This is a genomic window from Streptomyces sp. NPDC005775 (assembly GCF_042871565.1).
Taxonomy (GTDB): Bacteria; Actinomycetota; Actinomycetes; order Streptomycetales; family Streptomycetaceae; genus Streptomyces.
In genome coordinates, this window is record NZ_JBIAIU010000004.1 from 409,720 (window position 1) to 427,437 (window position 17,718).

Here is a 17,718-nt window from a genome sequence, read left to right on the forward strand (position 1 = left end):
GGACGTACACAGCTGAGGGCCGCACCCACGAGGGTGCGGCCCTCAGCGTTTCCCCTCCCCCCGTTCTCATTACGTTCGAGATGCCGGACATTGTTCGGAATTCTTGCGCGACCCATTGACGCGCAAGCGCTTCGATTTTACGGTCCGTTCGAAGTTACGGGCAGCATTCGGTATGTCGAACAGTAAGGGCGGGCATGGGACGACCTGGCCTGAATCGCAGGCAACTGATCACAGGGCTGGGCGGCGCGGCCGTCGCCGGCAGCTTCGGCTTCGCGGCGCTGGGAAGCGGTGCGGACGCCCTCGCGTCGAATGCCGCCACCCGCGTCCGCTACTGGAACCTCTTCAGCGGCGGCGACGGCTACAACATGATCGCGATGCTCGACGCCTTCCGTGAGGAGCACCCCGGCATCGACGTGAAGGACTCCACCCTCCAGTGGGGCAGCCCCTTCTACACCAAGCTCGCCATGGCGGCGGCCGGTAGCCGCGCACCGGACCTCGGCGTCATGCACCTGGGCCGCGTCACCGGGTTCTCGCCCGGCCGCCTCCTGGACCCCTGGGACGTCGGCCTGCTCGCCAAGTACGGCGTGAAGGAAGCCGACTTCAACCCCGCGCTGTGGAAGCGCGCCGTCATCGACGGCACGCTCTACGCCCTCCCGCTCGACATCCACGTCCAGCTCTGCTTCTACCGCAAGGACGTACTGGCGAAGGCCGGCCTGCTCGGCGACGACGGACGGATCGTGCCGGTCACGTCCACCGACGAGTGGTTCGACGTACTCAAAGAGGCGAAGAAGGCCACGAAGAAGGGGCTGCAGACGATCGGTCTGTGGGCCAACGACCAGAACTTCCAGTGGTGGTTCTTCGTCGCCTTCTACACCCAGCTCGGCGGCACCTGGTTCGACGCCTCCAACTCCGACGTCACCTTCGACACCGACAAGGCCACCCAGGTCCTGGAGTTCATGCGCCGGCACATCACCGACGGGTACTCCAACCCGGACTACGCCGGCGGCGCCGGAGCCGAACAGTTCCTCAACGGCTCCCCGTTCTGCTGGGAGGGCAACTGGTCGGTGCCGGTGTTCTCCGGGGCGAAGATCGAGTACGGCGCGACGCCGCTGCCGCCCGTCTTCGGCAAGCAGGCCACCCACGCCGAATCGCACTCCTTCGTCCTTCCGCACCAGTCCGGCCGCGGCGGCGACGCCAACGAGGCCGCCCACCAACTCGCCGCGTACGTCGTCAAACACGCACAGCAGTGGGCCGCCGGCGGCCACATCCCCGCCTACACGCCGACGCTGTCCACGGCCGCGTACAAGAAGCTCGCACCGCAGAACGAGTACGCCTCGGCCATGGACCACCAGGCCACCGAGCCGAAGGTGTGGTTCGCGGGCTCCACCGGCATCCTCGCCCAGCGCGTCGGGCCGATCGCCGCGTCCTCCATGCTCGGCTCCGCCGGACCGGAGGCCGCCGCCCGGCGCATGAGGAGCACGCTCGCCGAACTCCTCGCCATGAAGAACCCCATGGACGGCAGAACAGCGGCGCAGGGAGGTGCGGTCGCATGACCACGACCAGCCCGCAGACCGTCCTCGCGCCGACCCGGGCGAGGACCGCCACCGAGAGCGTCACGGTCCGCCGCAAGCAGGGCCTGCAGCACGGGGCGTGGTTCGTCGCCCCGTTCCTCGTCCTGTTCGCGCTCTTCGTGATCTGGCCGCTCCTGCGCGGCGTCTACCTCAGCTTCACGGACGCCAACATCTCCGGCGACGGCGCGGGCTTCATCGGCCTCGACAACTACCGCGAGGCCCTGCACGACCAGTTGATGTGGGACGCGCTCGGGCACAGCGCCTACTTCACGCTGCTCGTCGTGCCCTGCATCACGGTGCTCGCCTTCCTCCTCGCGATGCTCGCCCACCACATAGAGCGCGCCAAGTGGCTGTGGCGGCTGTGCTTCTTCATCCCGTTCCTGCTGCCCTCGACCGTCGCCGCGAACCTGTGGCAGTGGCTGTTCAACCCCGGTACGGGCATGGTCAACCACGTCTTCGGCGTCGACACTCCATGGCTGACCGACAAGTCCTACGCCATGCTCGCCGTCGTCATCACCACCCTGTGGTGGACGGTCGGCTTCAGCTTCCTGCTCTACCTCGCCGCGCTCCAGGGCATCCCCGCCCACCTCTACGAGGCCGCCGAGCTGGACGGCGCGAACGCCTGGCACCGCATGGTCCGCATCACCCTGCCCCTGCTGCGCAACATCACGGGTCTCGTGATCGCGCTGCAGATCCTCGCCTCGCTCCAGGTCTTCGACCAGGCCGTCGTGATGCAGGACTTCGGCCCCGGCCCGGAGGGGGCGACCCGCACCTTCGTGCAGTACACGCTCGAAGAGGGCTTCACCAGCTACCGCGTGGGCTACGCCTCCGCCATCTCCATCATCTTCTTCGTGATCATCGCGGCCGTCGCCCTCGCGCGGATGTGGCTGCTGCGCAACCGTGAGGAGGCCGGCCGATGACCACCGACACCGCCCAGACACGCGTCAAGTCCCGTACGCGCACGCCCTGGACGCCGAGCCAGATCGTGCTCACCCTCATCGGCGTCGCCGTCTCGGCCGTCTTCCTGGCGCCGCTCGCCTGGGCCCTGTTCACCTCCCTCAAGTCGGAGACCGAGGCCGTCGAGGTGCCGACGCACTGGCTGCCGGAGGACTGGACGGGCCAGGCGTGGAAGGCCCTCTTCGAGACCGGCAACATCACCAACTGGTTCGTGAACTCGCTCGTCGTCTCGGTGTGTGTGACCGCGGTGGTGCTGCTCGTGAGCGCACTGGCCGGATACGGTTTCGCCCGCACCGAGTTCAGGGGCAAGGCGTTCCTGATGGGGGTGGTGATGGCGGGCCTGATGGTCTCGCCCGCCGTCCTCGGCGTCCCGCTGTTCACCACGGTCCAGCAGATGGGCATGGTCGACACCTACTGGGGCATGATCCTGCCGCAGTGCGCGCCCGCCGCGATGGTCTACATCCTCTACAAGTTCTTCCAGAGCATCCCGAGGGAGCTGGAAGAGGCCGCCCACATCGACGGCGCGGGCCGCTGGCGGGTGTTCTTCACCCTCATCGTGCCGCTGTCCCGCCCCTCCCTCTCGGCGGTCGGCATCTTCACCTTCATCGCCTCCTGGAACAATTTCCTGTGGCCGTACATGGTGACCAACAACCCCGACCTGATGACCATGCCGAACGGCATCGCGACCGTCATGAACTCCTACGGAATCCAGTGGGCCCAGCTCATGGCCGGCGGGCTCATGGCCGGGCTGCCGCTGATCGTCGTCTTCGTCTTCTTCCAGCGCCAGATCGTCAGCGGCGTCGCCCACACCGGCCTGGCCGGCCAGTGACCCGTACCGAGACACGTACCGACACCACCCCGAAGGAAGTCATGACCCGCACCGCCCGCTTCACCCTCGACCCGGCCTTCACCGTCGGCGATGTCGACCCCCGCCTCTTCGGCTCGTTCGTGGAGCACCTCGGCCGCTGCGTCTACGACGGCATGTACGAGCCCGGCCACTCCTCCGCCGACGAAGCCGGCCTGCGGGCCGACGTCCTGGAACTGATCCGCGAACTCGGCGTCACCGCCATCCGCTACCCCGGCGGCAACTTCGTCTCCGGCTACCGGTGGGAGGACAGTGTCGGCCCCGCCGAGGAGCGGCCGCGCCGCCTCGACCTCGCCTGGCGCTCCACCGAGACGAACCGCTTCGGGCTCTCCGAGTTCATCGCCTTCTGCAAGAAGATCGGCCCGCAGGCCGAGCCCATGATGGCCGTGAACCTCGGCACACGCGGCGTCCAGGAGGCCATCGATCTCCAGGAGTACGCCAACCACCCGGCCGGCACCGAACTCTCCGACCGCCGCATCGCGCACGGTGACAAGGACCCCTTCGGTATCAAGCTGTGGTGCCTGGGCAACGAGATGGACGGCCCCTGGCAGACCGGCCACAAGACCGCCGAGGAGTACGGCCGGATCGCGGCCGAGACGGCCCGCGCCATGCGGCAGATCGACCCGTCCGTCGAACTCGTCGCCTGCGGCTCCTCGGGCAGGTCCATGTCCACGTTCGCCGCCTGGGAGGCGACCGTCCTCGCCGAGACCTACGACCTCGTCGACTACGTCTCGCTGCACGCCTACTACGAGGAGGTCGGCGGCGACCGCGACTCGTTCCTGGCCTCCGCCGTGGACATGGAGTCCTTCATCGAGGACGTCGTCGCCACCTGCGACCACGTCGGGGCGCGGCTGAAGTCCACGAAGAAGATCAACCTCTCCTTCGACGAGTGGAACGTCTGGTACATGGCCCGCAGCCAGCAGGACGCGGAGCAGAACCCCCTCGACTGGCCCGAGGCGCCCCGCCTCCTGGAGGACAACTACTCGGTCACCGACGCCGTCGTCTTCGGCACCCTGCTCATCGCCCTGCTGCGCCATGCCGACCGGGTGACCGTGGCCTGCCTGGCCCAGCTGGTCAACGTGATCGCCCCGATCATGACCGAGCCCGGCGGACCGGCCTGGCGGCAGACCACGTTCTTCCCGTTCGCCCAGGCCGCCCGGCACGGCCGGGGCCAGGTCCTGGACGTACGGGTCGACTCGCCCACGTACCCCACGGCCAAGTACGGCGACACGGACCTGCTGCACGCCACCGCCGTCCGCGACCCGGAGACCGGCGCGGTCACCGTCTTCGCCGTCAACCGCGGCCAGGACACGGCGCTCCCGCTCGAAGTCGCCCTGCACGGCTTCGACCTGACGGAGATCGCCGAACACCAGGTCCTCGCCGACGCGGACCCGGACGCCCGCAACACCCTCGCCGAGCCCGGGCGGGTCGCTCCGCACCCGGCGAAGGGCACGGTGCTCGACGGGGGAGTGCTGCGGGCCACGCTGGAGCCGATGTCCTGGAACGTGATCCGCCTGCTCTGACCGTACGCGCCGAAGGGCCCGCCGCCCGCCCCCGTTACGCTGACGCCATGCGTGATCTCGGGGCGGGCCTCAGCCATCTGATCAAGGGACAGCGCTGGGTCTTCCGGCACGGCAGGTGGTTCGGCATCGGACTGCTGCCCGGCCTGATCACCCTGGTCCTGTACGCGGGCGCCCTCGTCGGCCTCGGCTACGGGGCCGACGACCTGGCGGACTGGGCGACCCCGTTCGCCGACGACTGGTCCTCGCCCTGGCTCGGCCTGCTCCGCACCACCCTGACCGTGCTGGTCTTCGCCTTCGGCCTCCTCCTCGCCGTCATCACGTTCACGGCCGTGACCCTGCTCGTCGGGCAGCCCTTCTACGAGTCGCTCTCCGAGGAGGTGGACCGTGCCGAGGGCGGCAAGGTCCCCGAGTCCGGGCTGCCGCTCTGGCGGGAGCTGTGGATCTCCGCACGCGACAGCGTGCGCATCCTGGTGCGCGTCGCGCTGTACGCCGTCCTGCTCTTCGCCCTCGGCTTCGTCCCGGTCGCCGGCCAGACGGTCGTCCCGCTCATCGGGTTCTGCGTCACGGGGTACTTCCTGGCCGAGGAACTCACCTCCGTCGCGCTCCAGCGCCGCGGCATGGTGCTGAAGGACCGGCTCGTCCTGCTGCGGGGCCGCCGGATGATCGTCCTCGGCTTCGGCGTCCCGCTGGGGCTCGCCTTCCTGGTCCCGCTCGTCGCCGTGTTCCTGATGCCGGGAGCCGTGGCGGGGGCGACCCTGCTGGCGCGCGACCTGACGGGAGAGGAGAGCGCGGGGACGGCACCGCCCCCGCGCCCCTGATCAGCTTCCGCGCGCCTTCAGCGACCTGCCCTGCTCGCCGCATACGAGGATGGCGCGGGCGGCATCCAGGCAGGCGTCCCAGTCGGAGCCGGGGGCGGCGGGGACCGAAGCGGTGGTGGCGAGCGCGGCGGCACCGGCGATGAGGGTGCGGCGTAAGGGCGGGCCGGAGGAAGATCCGGCGGGCTTGGAAGTCATGCGGCCACCCTGGGGGGCGCGGAACGGGACGCATTACGCGGACGCGCGTAGATCATCCGGAATCACCCGCAGGTGGACCTCAGCGATCTTGTACGCGGTGTTCCCGCAGGTCAGCCGAGCCGCACCGGTCCCAGCCTCAGCGCACCGAGAAGCCGTACACCGTCGTCGACACGTACTCCTCGCCCGGCCGCAGCACCGTGCTCGGGAACTCCGGCCGGTTCGGCGAGTCCGGGAAGTGCTGGGTCTCCAGGGCGATCCCGGCGCACGGGCCGAACGGCCGCCCGTCGAAGTGGTCCGCCGTGTACAACTGCATCCCCGGCTCCGTCGTCGTGACGGTCAGCACGCGCCCCGAGACCTCGTCGTACAGCTCGGCGACCGGACCCGTCACGCCCTCGTCCAGCACGAAGTTGTGGTCGTACTCCTTGGAGACCGGCCGCGGCTCACGGAAGTCGAACCGGGTCCCGTCCACCGGAAGGAACTCACCCGTCGGCAGGGACTCCGCGTCCGCCGGGGTGATCCGCCCCGACGCGATCCGCAGCCGCTGGCCCAGCGCGCTGCCGGTGTCGGCGCCCGCCAGGTTCCAGTACGTGTGGTTCGTGAGGTTCAGTACGGTCGGCGCGTCCGTCGTCGCCCGGTACGCGATCCGCAGCGCCCCGTCCTCGTCCAGCGTGTACGCCACCGACAGCTCCAGGCGCCCCGGGAAGCCCTCCTCGCCGTCCGCCGAGACCAGGGACAGCTCCACCCCGTCCGCGATCTCACGGGCGTCCCACACGCGCTTGTCGAAGCCGACGGCCCCGCCGTGCACGTGGTTGCGGCCCTCGTTGCGCGTGACGTGGTGGGTCGTCCCGTCGAGGACGAAACAGGCCCCGCCGATCCGGTTGGCGTACCGCCCCACCAGGGCGCCGAAGTAAGGCCCGGTGTACCGCTGGTACGAGGCGAGGTCCGGCAGCCCGAGCGCCACGCCGGCCCGCACCCCGTCCCGGTCCGGCACCTCGACGGACTGCACGACGGCGCCGTACGTCAGCACCCGCACCCGCGCGCCACCGCGTTCCAGCGTCCAGCGGTCCACGGCGGTGCCGTCCCCGAGGGTGCCGAAGTGTTCCGTGCGCATCACCGTGCTCGAACCCGTGTCCATGATCGGAAACTCTAGCCTGACCCGCCTACGCGGGAGGCCGGGCCGCCGTGACGTTGCGGTAGGCGATCTCGGCCAGCCGGGCCTGCCCGTTGCGCCCCGGGTGGAACCAGTCCCACTGGCTGAGCTGCTTGCCGGTGAACGGGTAGTCGAACACCGCCCCGCCGTCGTAACGGCAGCGCCGGTCCTTGGCGCACACCTCGCGCAGCACCTCGTTGTACGCGACGACGCGGTCCTGCACCGCCGTGCGCCGGGCCACCGCCGCGGCGCCCAGATTGTCCGCGTCACCCAGCATCGACTTGCAGATGCCCAGCTTCCAGATCTGCTTGCCGAGCTGATTGCCGCGGCCCGTCGACCAGAGCCGCTTGAGGTCCGGCACGCTCGACACGTACACCTGCGCCTTCGGCGCCGCGCCGCGCAGCTGACGCATGGACGCCTCGAACGACGTCCGGAAGTCCGCCACCGGCGTCATGACCCGCACCGAGTCCCGGCAGGCGTCATTGGCGCCGATCATCACCGTCACCAGCTCCGGGTCCTCCTTCGCGGCCAGCGCCATCTGCTCCGGCAACTGGGCGATCCTGGCCCCCGTCTCGGCGTGGTTCCAGCTGCGGGTGGCCGCGCCCGAGGCGCCGAGGAGGCGTACCGCCAGACTGCGCACCGTGCGGTCCGTGCCCGTCGCCCAGGAGACCTCGGGGCAGTCGGCCAGCACCGAACAGGCGTCGAAGCCGCGCGTGATGGAGTCCCCCACCGCGGCGACCGACTCCGGGCTGCGGTCCCAGACCGGTGCGGCCGCCGGCCGCCGGTCCTGATCGGCCTTGGCGCCCTTCGTCGTCCCCTCGGGCCCGGAGTCACAGCCCGTCAGGACGGCCGTGCCGAGGAACGTCACAGCCGTCAGCGCGGCCAGTGCGGTCCGCGAGCGGTGCCGTACGGAGCGATCCGGCATCTCCTCGTCCCCTCCAGTCCTGTCCCATGCCTCCGGCACACCCGTGCGGCACCGGTCGGCGGGCCCGCGCGCCCTGCCGGGTGAATGCTGAGCGAATCATGGGCCCGGGACCGACGGTACGTCACACCTCGGACGCCGCCGCACGGTAGCTTTTCCCCGTCGAACCAGTGGCTCCTCCGGCCGCCCGGCTCCACTCGGGTGGCTCTCGAACATCACATCACGTCACATACCCTCCCTTCTGCGGACATCACCCCCCGATGCTGTTTACTGACGGCGGCTTCGGGAAGTCGGCCGACATGAGGTGGTACGGGCGCGAGGCCGCTGGGGAAGGCGAACCTCGTCCCACACTGGAGGTCCCGGTGACGACACGTGGAGTCCTGTACGTCCACTCAGCCCCGCGCGCGCTCTGCCCCCATGTGGAATGGGCGGTGGGGGGCGTACTCGGCGTGCGGGTCCAGCTCGACTGGATCAGACAGCCGGCCGCACCCGGCACCTGGCGTTCCGAATTCTCCTGGCAGGCCCGCCCGGGCACGGCGTCGAAGCTTGCCTCGGCGCTGCGCGGCTGGGACCTGTTGCGCTTCGAGGTGACGGCGGAACCCTCGCCGACCGCGGAGGGCGAGCGCTACAGCTCCACGCCCGGGCTCGGCATCTTCCACGCCGTCACCGGCATGCACGGCGACATCCTGGTCCCCGAGGACCGGCTGCGGGCCGCGCTGGCGCGGTCGCTGAGCGGGGAGACGGACCTGGAGGGCGAGATCGCCAAGCTCCTGGGCAAGCCGTGGGACGACGAACTGGAATCCTTCCGCCACGCGGGCGAGGGCGCGCCGGTGCGGTGGCTGCACCAGGTGGTGTGACCTCCCCGGCCAGGGCTGAGGGCCGACCGGCGCCCCGTCCCGGACCCCGCGCCTCAGACGCCGGCGGGGCCGACTTTTCGCCGGGCGATCAGGCCATCTCCTCAAGCCCCTCCGGCGATTGAGAAGTGGGGGTGCGGGGGCAGCGCCCCCGAAAGGGCCCGCGCACGCGTGAAGCCCGCCACCCCTCACCGGGGGAAGCGGGCTTCACGCGTTCAGCGGGAAAGGTCACACGCTACGGAACGCCAGCACCACGTTGTGGCCGCCGAACCCGAACGAGTTGTTGATCGCTGCGATCGGCCCCTCCGGCAGCGCTCGCGGAGCGTCCCGCACGATGTCCGCCTCGACCGCCTCGTCGAGGTGCTCGACGTTGATGGTCGGCGGCGCCATCCGGTGGTGCAGGGCCAGCACCGTCGCCACGGTCTCGATCCCGCCCGCGCCACCGAGCAGGTGACCCGTCATCGACTTCGTCGCCGAGATCGCGACGTGGTCCAGGTCATCGCCCAGAACCTTGCGCAGTGCCTTCAGCTCCGCGATGTCACCCTGCGGCGTCGACGTCGCGTGCGCGTTGAGGTGCACGACCTCGGACGGCTTGAGGTCCGTCTGGTCCAGCAGGTTCTGCATTGCCGTGGCGATACCGCGCCCGGTCGGTTCGGGCTGGGCGATGTGGTGGGCGTCCGCGGACAGCCCCTGGCCCAGGACCTCGCAGTAGACCCGGGCGCCGCGCGCGGCGGCGTGCTCCGCGGACTCCAGGACGACGACACCGGCGCCCTCGCCGAGGACGAAGCCGTCACGGCCCGTGTCGTACGGACGCGAGGCCTTCTCGGGCTCGTCGTTGCTCTTGGACATCGCCATCATGTTGGCGAACGCGGCGATCGGCAGCGGGTGGATCGCCGCCTCGGTGCCACCGGCGAGGACCACGTCGGCACGGCCGGTGCGGATCATCTCGACGGCGTAGCCGATGGCCTCGGCGCCCGACGCACAGGCGGAGACCGGGGTGTGGACGCCCGCCTGGGCGTTCACCTCGATACCCACGTTGGCGGCCGGGCCGTTGGGCATGAGCATGGGCACGGTGTGCGGGGAGACGCGGCGTACGCCCTTCTCCTTCAGCACGTCGTACTGGTCGAGCAGAGTGATCACGCCGCCGATGCCGGAGGCGATGACCGAACCCAGCCGCTCGGGGCGGATCTTCTCGTCCTCACCGGCGGGGCCGGTGAAGCCCGCGTCCGCCCACGCCTCACGGGCCGCGATCAGCGCGAACTGCGCCGAGCGGTCCAGCTTGCGGGCGAGCGGGCGGGGAAGGACGTCGCCCGGGTCGACGGCCGCGAGGGCCGCGATCCGGACAGGCAGTTCGGCGAAACGTTCTCCCTCGAGAGGCTTGACGCCGGAACGGCCGGCCATCAGACCTTCCCAGGTCGATGCGGAATCGCCACCCAGCGGAGTGGTTGCGCCGATACCGGTGACGACCACGGTGCGATTGGTCGAGCTCACTGGAAAATCTTCTCCACGTGTAGAGGGTCGTGAATCAGCGGCGCCACCGCCGGGTGGCGACACAGCCGGGCTGGGATCAGCCCTGGTGCTTGAGGATGTAGTCGGCTGCGTCGCCGACCGTCTTGAGGTTCTTGACGTCCTCGTCGGGGATCTTGACGTCGAAGCGCTCCTCGGCGGCGACGACGACCTCGACCATGGACAGCGAGTCGACGTCCAGGTCGTCGGTGAAGGACTTGTCCAGCTCGACGTCCTCGACCGGGATACCGGCGATCTCGTTGACGATCTCGGCGAGACCCTTGACGATCTCTTCCTGCGTGGCGGCCATGTCGGCGCTCCTTCGGTGTATATCTGCTGGGTTCGGGCGTCCGGGCGAAAACGCCCGGTGTGCCTAGGGGAGGGTAACGACCGTCGCGGCGTAGACGAGACCCGCCCCGAAGCCGATGACGAGCGCGGTGTCGCCGCTCTTCGCCTGACCGGTCGCCAGGAGCCGCTCCATTGCGAGCGGAATCGAGGCGGCGGAGGTGTTGCCGGTGGTCTCCACGTCACGGGCGACCGTGACGTGCTCCGGCAGCTTCAGTGTCTTCACCATCGAGTCGATGATCCGCATGTTGGCCTGGTGCGGAATGAAGACGTCCAGGTCTTCCGGGGCGATCCCGGCCGCCTCCAGCGCCTGCTGGGCGACCTTCGCCATCTCGAAGACGGCCCAGCGGAAGACCGCCTGGCCCTCCTGCGTGATGGCGGGGAACTTGATCTCGCCGCGGTCGTTGAGGGGCAGCTTCGTGACGTCGCCGACGTGGTAGTCGTTCCACGACACGGTCTGCTTGATCGTGTCGGACTTGTCGCCCTCGGAGCCCCAGACCGTCGGGCCTATGGCGGGTACGTCGGAGGGGCCGACGATGACCGCACCGGCGCCGTCGCCGAACAGGAACGCCGTCGCGCGGTCGCTCAGGTCGGTGAGGTCGCTCAGCCGCTCCACGCCGATGACGAGCACGTACTCGGCCGAGCCCTCGACGATCATGCCCTTGGCGAGGGTGAGGCCGTAGCCGAAGCCCGCGCAGCCGGCCGAGATGTCGAAGGCGGCGGGCTTGCCCGCGCCGACCTTGTGGGCGATCTCGGTCGCGATGGCCGGGGTCTGCTTGAAGTGCGAGACGGTGGAGACGATGACCGCGCCGATCTGCTCCGGCGTGATCCCGGCGTCGGCGATGGCCTTGCCGGACGCCTCGACGGACATCGCGGCCACGGTCTCCTGGTCGGACGCCCAGTGGCGGCTGACGATTCCGGACCGGGAGCGGATCCACTCGTCGGACGAGTCGATCGTCTCGAGGATCACCTCGTTGGGCACGACACGGGTCGGGCGGTAGCCGCCGACACCCATGATCCGTGCGTACGGGGCGCCCTTGCTGGGCTTGATCTTCGACATGCTCTCGGGCTCCTTAGGCGCCCGCGTGCTCAGCGATGAGCGCGCGGGCCGCGTCGAGGTCGTCGGGGGTCTTGAGCGCGAGCGTCTTGACGCCGGGCAGGGCGCGCTTGGCCAGACCGGTCAGCGTGCCGCCGGGGCAGGCCTCGATGAGCGCGGTGACGCCCAGCGCCTGGAACGTCTCCATGCACAGGTCCCAGCGGACCGGGTTGGCGACCTGGCCGACCAGCCGCGTGATGATCTCGCGGCCGGTGGCGACGGTCTTCCCGTCGGCGTTCGAGACATATGTCACGGCCGGGTCGGAGACGTCCAGGTCCCCGACGGCCGCGCGGAGCCGTTCGACCGCGGGAGCCATGTGGTGCGTGTGGAACGCGCCGGCGACCTTGAGCGGGACCACCCGGCGCACACCCTCGGGCATGTCCTCGGTGAGCGCGGCGATCTGCGCGGCGGTACCGGCGGCGACGATCTGGCCGCCGCCGTTGACGTTCGCCGGTGTCAGACCGAGCTTCTCCAGGTGCGGGACGGTGACCTCGGGGTCACCGCCGAGCAGGGCGGCCATGCCGGTCTCGGTGACCGCGGCGGCCTCGGCCATGCCGAGCCCACGGGTCCGTACGAAACGCAGCGCGGCCTCGTCGCCGATGACCCCGGCGAGAGCGGCTGCGGTGATTTCACCCACGCTGTGACCTGCGACGACACCCGGTGACGCGTCGAGCGCGGCGGCGGAGAGCAGACCGGCGGCGACCAGCAGCGGCTGAGCCACCGCGGTGTCACGGATCTCCTCCGCGTCGGCCTTCGTGCCGTAGTGGGCAAGGTCGAGCCCGATGGCGTCGGACCAGGCCGCGATGCGGTCGGTGGCACCGGGGAGGTCGAGCCAGGGAGTCAGGAAGCCGGGCGTCTGAGCGCCTTGGCCGGGAGCGACGAGTACGAGCACCCTCACACTCTCTCTTGTGAACGGTCCGGAACACCCGTGGGGACAGGGACGAAGAACCGTATGGGGAATTGTTGATGTCCGACAAAAGTCTAGGACTGGAGATCCCTGTCGGCCAGACGCCCGAGGATCAGGGCGATCCGCAGGGTGAACGCCGAGCGGACATCGGACGGGGACCACCCGGTGACGTCTGTCACACGTCGGAGCCGGTAGCGCACGGTGTTGGGGTGGACGAAGAGCATCCGGGCGGCGCCTTCGAGACTGCTCGCCTGTTCCAGATACACACTCAGCGTCTCCAGGAGAGCGGAACCCGCTTCTTCGAGCGGTCTGTAGATCTCCTCCACCAGCTGGTCCCGCGCGGCAGGGTCACCCGCCATCGCTCGTTCCGGCAGCAGATCGTCCGAGAGGACCGGTCGCGGGGCGTCCTGCCAGGCACTGCACGCCTTGAGCCCGGCGGCCGCCGCCTGCGCGGACCGCGTGGCCGCCAGCAGGTCCGGCACCACGGGACCGGCGACGACCGGCCCTGCCGCGTACGGGCCGATCAGCGCCTTCGCGACCTGGAGCGGGTTGTCGCTGCCACCGGCGATCACGACCAGGCGGTTGCCCAGCACCCCGGTCAGGACCTGGAGCTTGGCGTGCCGGGCGGCCCGGCGGATCGCCTCCACGGTCAGCTCGCTGTCCCCGTCGGGGGCCGTACCGAGCAGCACGCACACATGCTCGGGGGAGTTCCAGCCGAGCGCGGCGGCCCGGGACACGGCGCCCTCGTCGGCCTCCCCGGACAGCACCGCGTTGACCACGAGCGATTCGAGGCGGGCGTCCCACGCGCCGCGGGCCTCGGCGGCCTGCGCATAGACCTGGGCGGTCGCGAAGGCGATCTCCCGCGCGTAGACGAGCAGCGCCTCGCGGAGCACCGACTCGTCGCCGGGCGCGGCGACTTCGTCGATCGCCGCCTCCATGACCTCGATGGTCGTCCGCACCATCTCGACGGTCTGCCGCAGGGTGATCGCCCGCGTCAGCTCGCGCGGAGCCGTACCGAAGACATCGGTCGAGATGGCCTGCGGGGTCTCCGGATGCCGGAACCACTCGGTGAACGCGGCGATACCGGCCTGGGCCACCAGGCCGATCCACGACCGGTTCTCCGGTGGCATCGCCCGGTACCAAGGCAGCGACTCGTCCATGCGGGCGATCGCGTTGGCGGCCAGCCGGCCTGAGGACTGCTCCAGCCGTTTGAGGGTCGCGGCATGGAGATGGGCGGCGTTCGTATCGGGCTGCTCAGGATCGGGTCGGGGCACGGGGACAAGACTGCCCTATCCGGACGCGTGCCCGAAGGGGCGGGGCGGGTGGCGGGTCGTGCCGCGGGAGGTATACGGCCACGGCCTGACCCCTTCCGGCCCGGGCGGGCTACCGTGGGCGGGTGATTTCCGTACACCGCTCGGGCGACCGCTTCAGGGGTGGGGACGGGGCAGCAGGCATCGAGTCCCGGCACTCCTTCTCCTTCGGTACCTTCTACGACCCCGACAACCTCCGCTTCGGCCCGATCCTGGCCTGCAACGAGGAGCGCCTCGCCCCCGGCGCCGGCTTCGAGGAGCACCCGCACAGCCACACCGAGATCGTCACCTGGGTCGTGGAGGGCGAGCTGACCCACCGGGACTCCGCCGGTCACGCCACCGTCGTACGGCCCGGGGACGTCCAGCACCTCAGTGCGGCGTCCGGCGTCCGCCACGTCGAACGCAACGACGGCGCAACGCCGCTGACGTTCCTCCAGATGTGGCTGGCGCCCCTGGAGCCGGGCGGCGACCCCACGTACACCACCGTCCCCGGCATCGCCGACTCCACCCCGTACGCCCTGCCGGAAGCCGGCGCGATGCTCCATGTGCGCCGGCTGGCCGGGGGGGAGCGCACGGCGGTACCGGACGCACCGCGGGTGTACGCGCACGTGGTGGCCGGGAACGTGCGGCTCGGCGACGAGGGGCTGGCGGCGGGTGACGCGGCGCGGATCACCGGGGAGGCGGGGCTGGAACTGGTCGCGGACGGCCGGTCCGAGGTGCTGATCTGGGAACTGCCGGACTGAGCAGCCCGGACTACCGGCTCTCGTCCCGCCGCCACATCGACCACATGGGCGGCCCGGACCGAAACGTCATCTCCTCGTGCACGGCGAAGCCGTGCCGCCGGTAGAACGTCAGATTGCGGGAGTTGCTCGACTCCAGGAACACCGGCCGCCGCCCGTCCGCGTCCGCCTGCTCCAGCAGCCCGCGCAGCACCTGCGAGCCTCGTCCCGTACCGCGCGCGTCGGCGTGGGTGCCGATGTACTCGACGTACCAGTGTGCGGGGCCGGCCGGATGCCGGTGCTCCAGGGCGAGCAACCGCATCCCGGTCCTGGGCAGTTGTGCCCGCCCCGCCCGCAACAGCGTGCCCGCGTTGCGCAGCAGGTAGCTCATCGGGAGCTTCCACTGCCCGGGTTCCGCCCAGACCGCCGCCACCGTGCGGTCCGGGTCGGTCCACACCCGGCCGGCGGGAACCTGCTGGGCGAGGTGCGCGGTGAACAGGAGCCGTAGCCGCCGGTCCCGGTCGTGCGGCATCAGCCACGACCAGACGGGGTCCTCGGCGTAGGCGCTGGCGAGAACGGCAGCGAGCGCCGGGACGTCGGAGGCGGTGGCACGGACTATGTCGGTCATGGCCGGGGAGAGTATCGGCCATTCGTGACCTTCGACTACCGGATGGACACGCCCTCTTGGCATGTTGGCCCCGCTGAGTTCCCCACCCGGCGGAACGGCGAAGGATCATCTCTGCCGGTGTCTCAGGAGTACGTCCATGCTTTGCCCGCCGTTCGCCCCGGCGGCCTAGTTTTCGCAGGCACGCGCCGACGTTCGCCCCCTGAATCACTCTCTCCCCCCAGAGGTCCCCCTGATGACTCTCCACACCATCGAGTCCCCGTGTGTCGACATCCGCATCACCCGGCGCCGGATGCTCCGGACCGCCGCCGTCACGCTCGGCGCGATCGCGGCCGGCCCGGTCGCCGAAGCGGTCGGCGGGGCGCAGGCCAGTGCGGCCGAATACGTCCTGCCGAAGGGCTTCAACGGCGACATGTCCGATCTGAAGCACGTGGTGATCCTCATGCAGGAGAACCGTTCGTTCGACCACTACCTCGGTCAGCTGCGCGGCGTACGCGGCCACGACGACAAGCAGGTCCTGAGATTCCAGGACGGCACGAACGTATTCCAGCAACGCGACGCCACCGGCGCCATCGTGACCCCCGCCGTGTCGACCGCCACCTGGAGCGACAAGCACAACTTCTACGGTGCCAACGGCGGGCGGTGGGACACCTGGGTGAAGGACAAGGGCGATCACTGCATGTGGTACTACACCCCCGACTACATGCCCTGGATGTACTCCCTGGCATCCCAGTACACCGTCTGCGACATGAACTTCTGCTCGCTGCACGGGCCGACCATCCCGAACCGCTACTACCTGATGACGGGCGCGGCGGGCGGCGAGACCACCAACGCCAAGCAGAACAACTACAGCCGCACCTGGACCACGGTCCCCGAACAGCTCCAGCAGGCCGGCATCGACTGGCGGGTCTACTCCGACAACAGCGGCAACGGTGTCGGCGGCAGCCTCCAGAACGGCTTCGTCGGCGAGTACGGCTGCAACGTCACCAACAGCTTCGCGTCCTTCGACCCCCGTACGGCGGACGAGGCGGACCTCGCCCCGGGCACCGGCAGGATCTGGAAGGCCAACTCCTTCGTCTACGAGGGCGCCACCACGCCCAACGACGACTCCGAGGCGAACCTCGACGCGGTGCTCCGTGACCTGATCGCGGCCTGCGAGCCGGGGGCCGAGCACCCGCTGCCCGAGGTCTCCTGGGTGGTGATGCCCGCCGCGTGGAGCGAGCACCCGGGCTTCGACACGGTGCACGGCGAGCGCTACATGAACAAGGTGCTCCAGACGCTCCAGGGCAACGAGGACATCTGGAACCACACCCTGGTGATCATCACCTACGACGAGAACGACGGAAAGTTCGACCACGTCCTGCCCCCGCGCCCGGAGGAGGGCACGCCCGGTGAGTACTCGGGCACCACTCCGTACGGTTTCGGCCCCCGGGTGCCGATGCTGCTGGTCTCGCCGTGGACGAGGGGCGGTTACGTCGCCTCGGAGGTGTTCGACCACACGTCGACGGTGAAGTTCCTGGAGACCTGGGCCACGCATCTGGGCAAGCCGTTCACCTGCCCGAACATCACCGACTGGCGCCGCTCCATCGCCGGCGACCTGACCAGCGCGATCGACTTCGCGCACCCGCGCCCGGGCCCGGTCGTCATCGCCGACCCGGTCACCGGCACCCCGCCGAAGCCGCCGCGCGACCGGATGAAGCCGCGCGGCCTCTCCTTCCACCCGCACGCCACCTTCACCGAGGACCGCGCGGCCGGCACGGTGACCGCCACCATGACGCTGGCCGGAGGCCCGGAGGGCAAGGCGGTGAGCCTCCAGGTCTTCCCCGACCAGTACCTTCCGTTCGCCAACACCCCGTACACGGTGGGCACGGCGACGCCTCGCTCGTACACCTGGGACACGAACGCGACCGACGGCAAGTACGCCTTCTCGGTCTACGGGCCCGACGGCTTCCTGCGCTCCTTCGCCGGCCAGGTGATCCCCGAGAGCGAGAGCGAGAGCAGGAGCAGGAAGCACATCGGCATTCCGCGCGTCGAATCAGAGCTGATCCCCGGCAGGCGTGCCGTGGTCAGGCTCCGGCTGCGCAACGACGGAAAACATCCCTTCCGTTACACCCTGAAGGCCAACGACTACGTCGGCGGCACCCGCAAGTACACCGTCCCCGGCGGCCACTCCACGGTCGTGCACTGGCCCACCGAGCACGGCTACTACGACGTCGTCCTCACCGCCGACACCGGGACCGGCTGGACCCAGCGGTACGCGGGGCGGGTGGCGACGGTCTGAGCAGACGGACGGAGCGGACGGACCCGGATCAGGTAAGGGCGTTGTAGACGGTCCAGCCCTTGCCGATGTCCGTT

Annotated in this window: 17 protein-coding genes; 8 read left to right on the forward strand and 9 right to left on the reverse strand. The window is 70.1% G+C overall.

Annotated elements, in window-relative coordinates; genetic code table 11:
• Positions 1–194: 194 nt before the first annotated feature.
• Genes ACFYPA_RS12210 through ACFYPA_RS12230 form a run of 5 tightly spaced genes read left to right on the forward strand, consistent with a single transcriptional unit; the run spans position 195 to position 5,734 of the window.
• Complete coding sequence (locus ACFYPA_RS12210; protein WP_389131387.1) at positions 195–1,553, forward strand: extracellular solute-binding protein; 1,359 nt, start codon at positions 195–197, stop codon at positions 1,551–1,553.
• Positions 1,550–2,491, forward strand: coding sequence for a carbohydrate ABC transporter permease (locus ACFYPA_RS12215; protein WP_389131389.1), 942 nt, complete (start codon positions 1,550–1,552; stop codon positions 2,489–2,491). The genes ACFYPA_RS12210 and ACFYPA_RS12215 overlap by 4 nt, the downstream gene beginning before the upstream one ends.
• Positions 2,488–3,357 carry a carbohydrate ABC transporter permease gene (locus ACFYPA_RS12220; RefSeq protein ID WP_359351010.1) on the forward strand — a complete coding sequence of 290 codons (870 nt, stop codon included), beginning with the start codon at positions 2,488–2,490 and terminating at the stop codon, positions 3,355–3,357. The genes ACFYPA_RS12215 and ACFYPA_RS12220 overlap by 4 nt, the downstream gene beginning before the upstream one ends.
• A gap of 41 nt (positions 3,358–3,398) precedes the next feature.
• The gene (locus ACFYPA_RS12225) at positions 3,399–4,916 is read left to right on the forward strand and encodes an alpha-N-arabinofuranosidase (protein WP_389131391.1); all 1,518 of its coding nucleotides are present in this window, start codon (positions 3,399–3,401) and stop codon (positions 4,914–4,916) included.
• 47 nt (positions 4,917–4,963) lie between these two features.
• On the forward strand, positions 4,964–5,734 hold the full coding sequence (locus tag ACFYPA_RS12230; protein WP_359081550.1) for an EI24 domain-containing protein: 771 nt from the start codon (positions 4,964–4,966) through the stop codon (positions 5,732–5,734).
• Here the strand turns inward: ACFYPA_RS12230 and ACFYPA_RS12235 are convergent, their stop codons facing one another.
• The 3 genes from ACFYPA_RS12235 to ACFYPA_RS12245 all read right to left on the reverse strand — a co-directional run bounded on the left by ACFYPA_RS12235 (position 5,735) and on the right by ACFYPA_RS12245 (position 8,004).
• Positions 5,735–5,929: a hypothetical protein gene (locus ACFYPA_RS12235; protein WP_389131393.1), complete on the reverse strand. Its 195-nt coding sequence runs from the start codon at positions 5,927–5,929 to the stop codon at positions 5,735–5,737.
• A 136-nt stretch (positions 5,930–6,065) separates the two neighbouring features.
• A complete protein-coding gene (locus tag ACFYPA_RS12240; protein ID WP_389131395.1) occupies positions 6,066–7,064 on the reverse strand; it encodes an aldose epimerase family protein in 999 nt (332 codons plus the stop codon).
• Between the two features lie 25 nt (positions 7,065–7,089).
• Positions 7,090–8,004: an SGNH/GDSL hydrolase family protein gene (locus ACFYPA_RS12245; RefSeq protein ID WP_389131398.1), complete on the reverse strand. Its 915-nt coding sequence runs from the start codon at positions 8,002–8,004 to the stop codon at positions 7,090–7,092.
• A gap of 359 nt (positions 8,005–8,363) precedes the next feature.
• On the opposite strand from ACFYPA_RS12245, the gene ACFYPA_RS12250 reads away from it, so the two are divergent.
• A complete protein-coding gene (locus tag ACFYPA_RS12250) occupies positions 8,364–8,858 on the forward strand; it encodes a DUF3145 domain-containing protein (protein WP_359081542.1) in 495 nt (164 codons plus the stop codon).
• Positions 8,859–9,083: 225 nt separating this feature from the next.
• Here the strand turns inward: ACFYPA_RS12250 and fabF are convergent, their stop codons facing one another.
• From fabF to ACFYPA_RS12275, 5 genes are all read right to left on the reverse strand, one after another.
• Positions 9,084–10,346: a beta-ketoacyl-ACP synthase II gene (gene fabF, locus ACFYPA_RS12255; RefSeq protein ID WP_219570351.1), complete on the reverse strand. Its 1,263-nt coding sequence runs from the start codon at positions 10,344–10,346 to the stop codon at positions 9,084–9,086.
• 76 nt (positions 10,347–10,422) lie between these two features.
• Entirely contained in the window at positions 10,423–10,671 is a 249-nt protein-coding gene (locus ACFYPA_RS12260) for an acyl carrier protein (RefSeq protein ID WP_359081540.1), read from the reverse strand.
• Positions 10,672–10,734: 63 nt separating this feature from the next.
• Positions 10,735–11,766, reverse strand: a complete 1,032-nt coding sequence (locus tag ACFYPA_RS12265) for a ketoacyl-ACP synthase III (RefSeq protein WP_359081538.1) — start codon at positions 11,764–11,766, stop codon at positions 10,735–10,737.
• Positions 11,767–11,779: 13 nt separating this feature from the next.
• Positions 11,780–12,694: an ACP S-malonyltransferase gene (locus tag ACFYPA_RS12270; protein ID WP_359081537.1), complete on the reverse strand. Its 915-nt coding sequence runs from the start codon at positions 12,692–12,694 to the stop codon at positions 11,780–11,782.
• 89 nt (positions 12,695–12,783) lie between these two features.
• Positions 12,784–13,983, reverse strand: a complete 1,200-nt coding sequence (locus ACFYPA_RS12275) for a helix-turn-helix domain-containing protein (protein ID WP_359081536.1) — start codon at positions 13,981–13,983, stop codon at positions 12,784–12,786.
• A 122-nt stretch (positions 13,984–14,105) separates the two neighbouring features.
• Between ACFYPA_RS12275 and ACFYPA_RS12280 the strand changes: the two genes are divergently transcribed.
• Positions 14,106–14,762 (forward strand): pirin family protein, encoded by a 657-nt coding sequence (locus tag ACFYPA_RS12280; RefSeq protein ID WP_359350990.1) that lies wholly within the window; start codon positions 14,106–14,108, stop codon positions 14,760–14,762.
• A gap of 10 nt (positions 14,763–14,772) precedes the next feature.
• On the opposite strand, the gene ACFYPA_RS12285 is transcribed toward ACFYPA_RS12280, so the two are convergent.
• On the reverse strand, positions 14,773–15,366 hold the full coding sequence (locus tag ACFYPA_RS12285; protein WP_389131403.1) for a GNAT family N-acetyltransferase: 594 nt from the start codon (positions 15,364–15,366) through the stop codon (positions 14,773–14,775).
• Positions 15,367–15,598: 232 nt separating this feature from the next.
• Here ACFYPA_RS12285 and ACFYPA_RS12290 point away from each other — a divergent pair, with 232 nt between their 5' ends.
• The gene (locus tag ACFYPA_RS12290; RefSeq protein ID WP_389131405.1) at positions 15,599–17,644 is read left to right on the forward strand and encodes an alkaline phosphatase family protein; all 2,046 of its coding nucleotides are present in this window, start codon (positions 15,599–15,601) and stop codon (positions 17,642–17,644) included.
• The last annotated feature ends 74 nt before the right edge of the window (positions 17,645–17,718 follow it).

What these genes read in the sequence shown, in the direction of transcription:
- ACFYPA_RS12220 (WP_359351010.1), top strand. Translation starts at nt 2,488, where the DNA reads ATGACCACCGACACCGCCCAGACACGCGTCAAGTCCCGTACGCGCACG.
- ACFYPA_RS12215 (WP_389131389.1), top strand. Translation starts at nt 1,550, where the DNA reads ATGACCACGACCAGCCCGCAGACCGTCCTCGCGCCGACCCGGGCGAGG.
- ACFYPA_RS12230 (WP_359081550.1), top strand. Translation starts at nt 4,964, where the DNA reads ATGCGTGATCTCGGGGCGGGCCTCAGCCATCTGATCAAGGGACAGCGC.
- ACFYPA_RS12235 (WP_389131393.1), bottom strand. Translation starts at nt 5,929, where the DNA reads ATGACTTCCAAGCCCGCCGGATCTTCCTCCGGCCCGCCCTTACGCCGC.
- ACFYPA_RS12285 (WP_389131403.1), bottom strand. Translation starts at nt 15,366, where the DNA reads ATGACCGACATAGTCCGTGCCACCGCCTCCGACGTCCCGGCGCTCGCT.
- ACFYPA_RS12210 (WP_389131387.1), top strand. Translation starts at nt 195, where the DNA reads ATGGGACGACCTGGCCTGAATCGCAGGCAACTGATCACAGGGCTGGGC.
- ACFYPA_RS12290 (WP_389131405.1), top strand. Translation starts at nt 15,599, where the DNA reads ATGACTCTCCACACCATCGAGTCCCCGTGTGTCGACATCCGCATCACC.
- ACFYPA_RS12260 (WP_359081540.1), bottom strand. Translation starts at nt 10,671, where the DNA reads ATGGCCGCCACGCAGGAAGAGATCGTCAAGGGTCTCGCCGAGATCGTC.
- ACFYPA_RS12265 (WP_359081538.1), bottom strand. Translation starts at nt 11,766, where the DNA reads ATGTCGAAGATCAAGCCCAGCAAGGGCGCCCCGTACGCACGGATCATG.
- ACFYPA_RS12240 (WP_389131395.1), bottom strand. Translation starts at nt 7,064, where the DNA reads ATGGACACGGGTTCGAGCACGGTGATGCGCACGGAACACTTCGGCACC.
- ACFYPA_RS12225 (WP_389131391.1), top strand. Translation starts at nt 3,399, where the DNA reads ATGACCCGCACCGCCCGCTTCACCCTCGACCCGGCCTTCACCGTCGGC.
- ACFYPA_RS12245 (WP_389131398.1), bottom strand. Translation starts at nt 8,004, where the DNA reads ATGCCGGATCGCTCCGTACGGCACCGCTCGCGGACCGCACTGGCCGCG.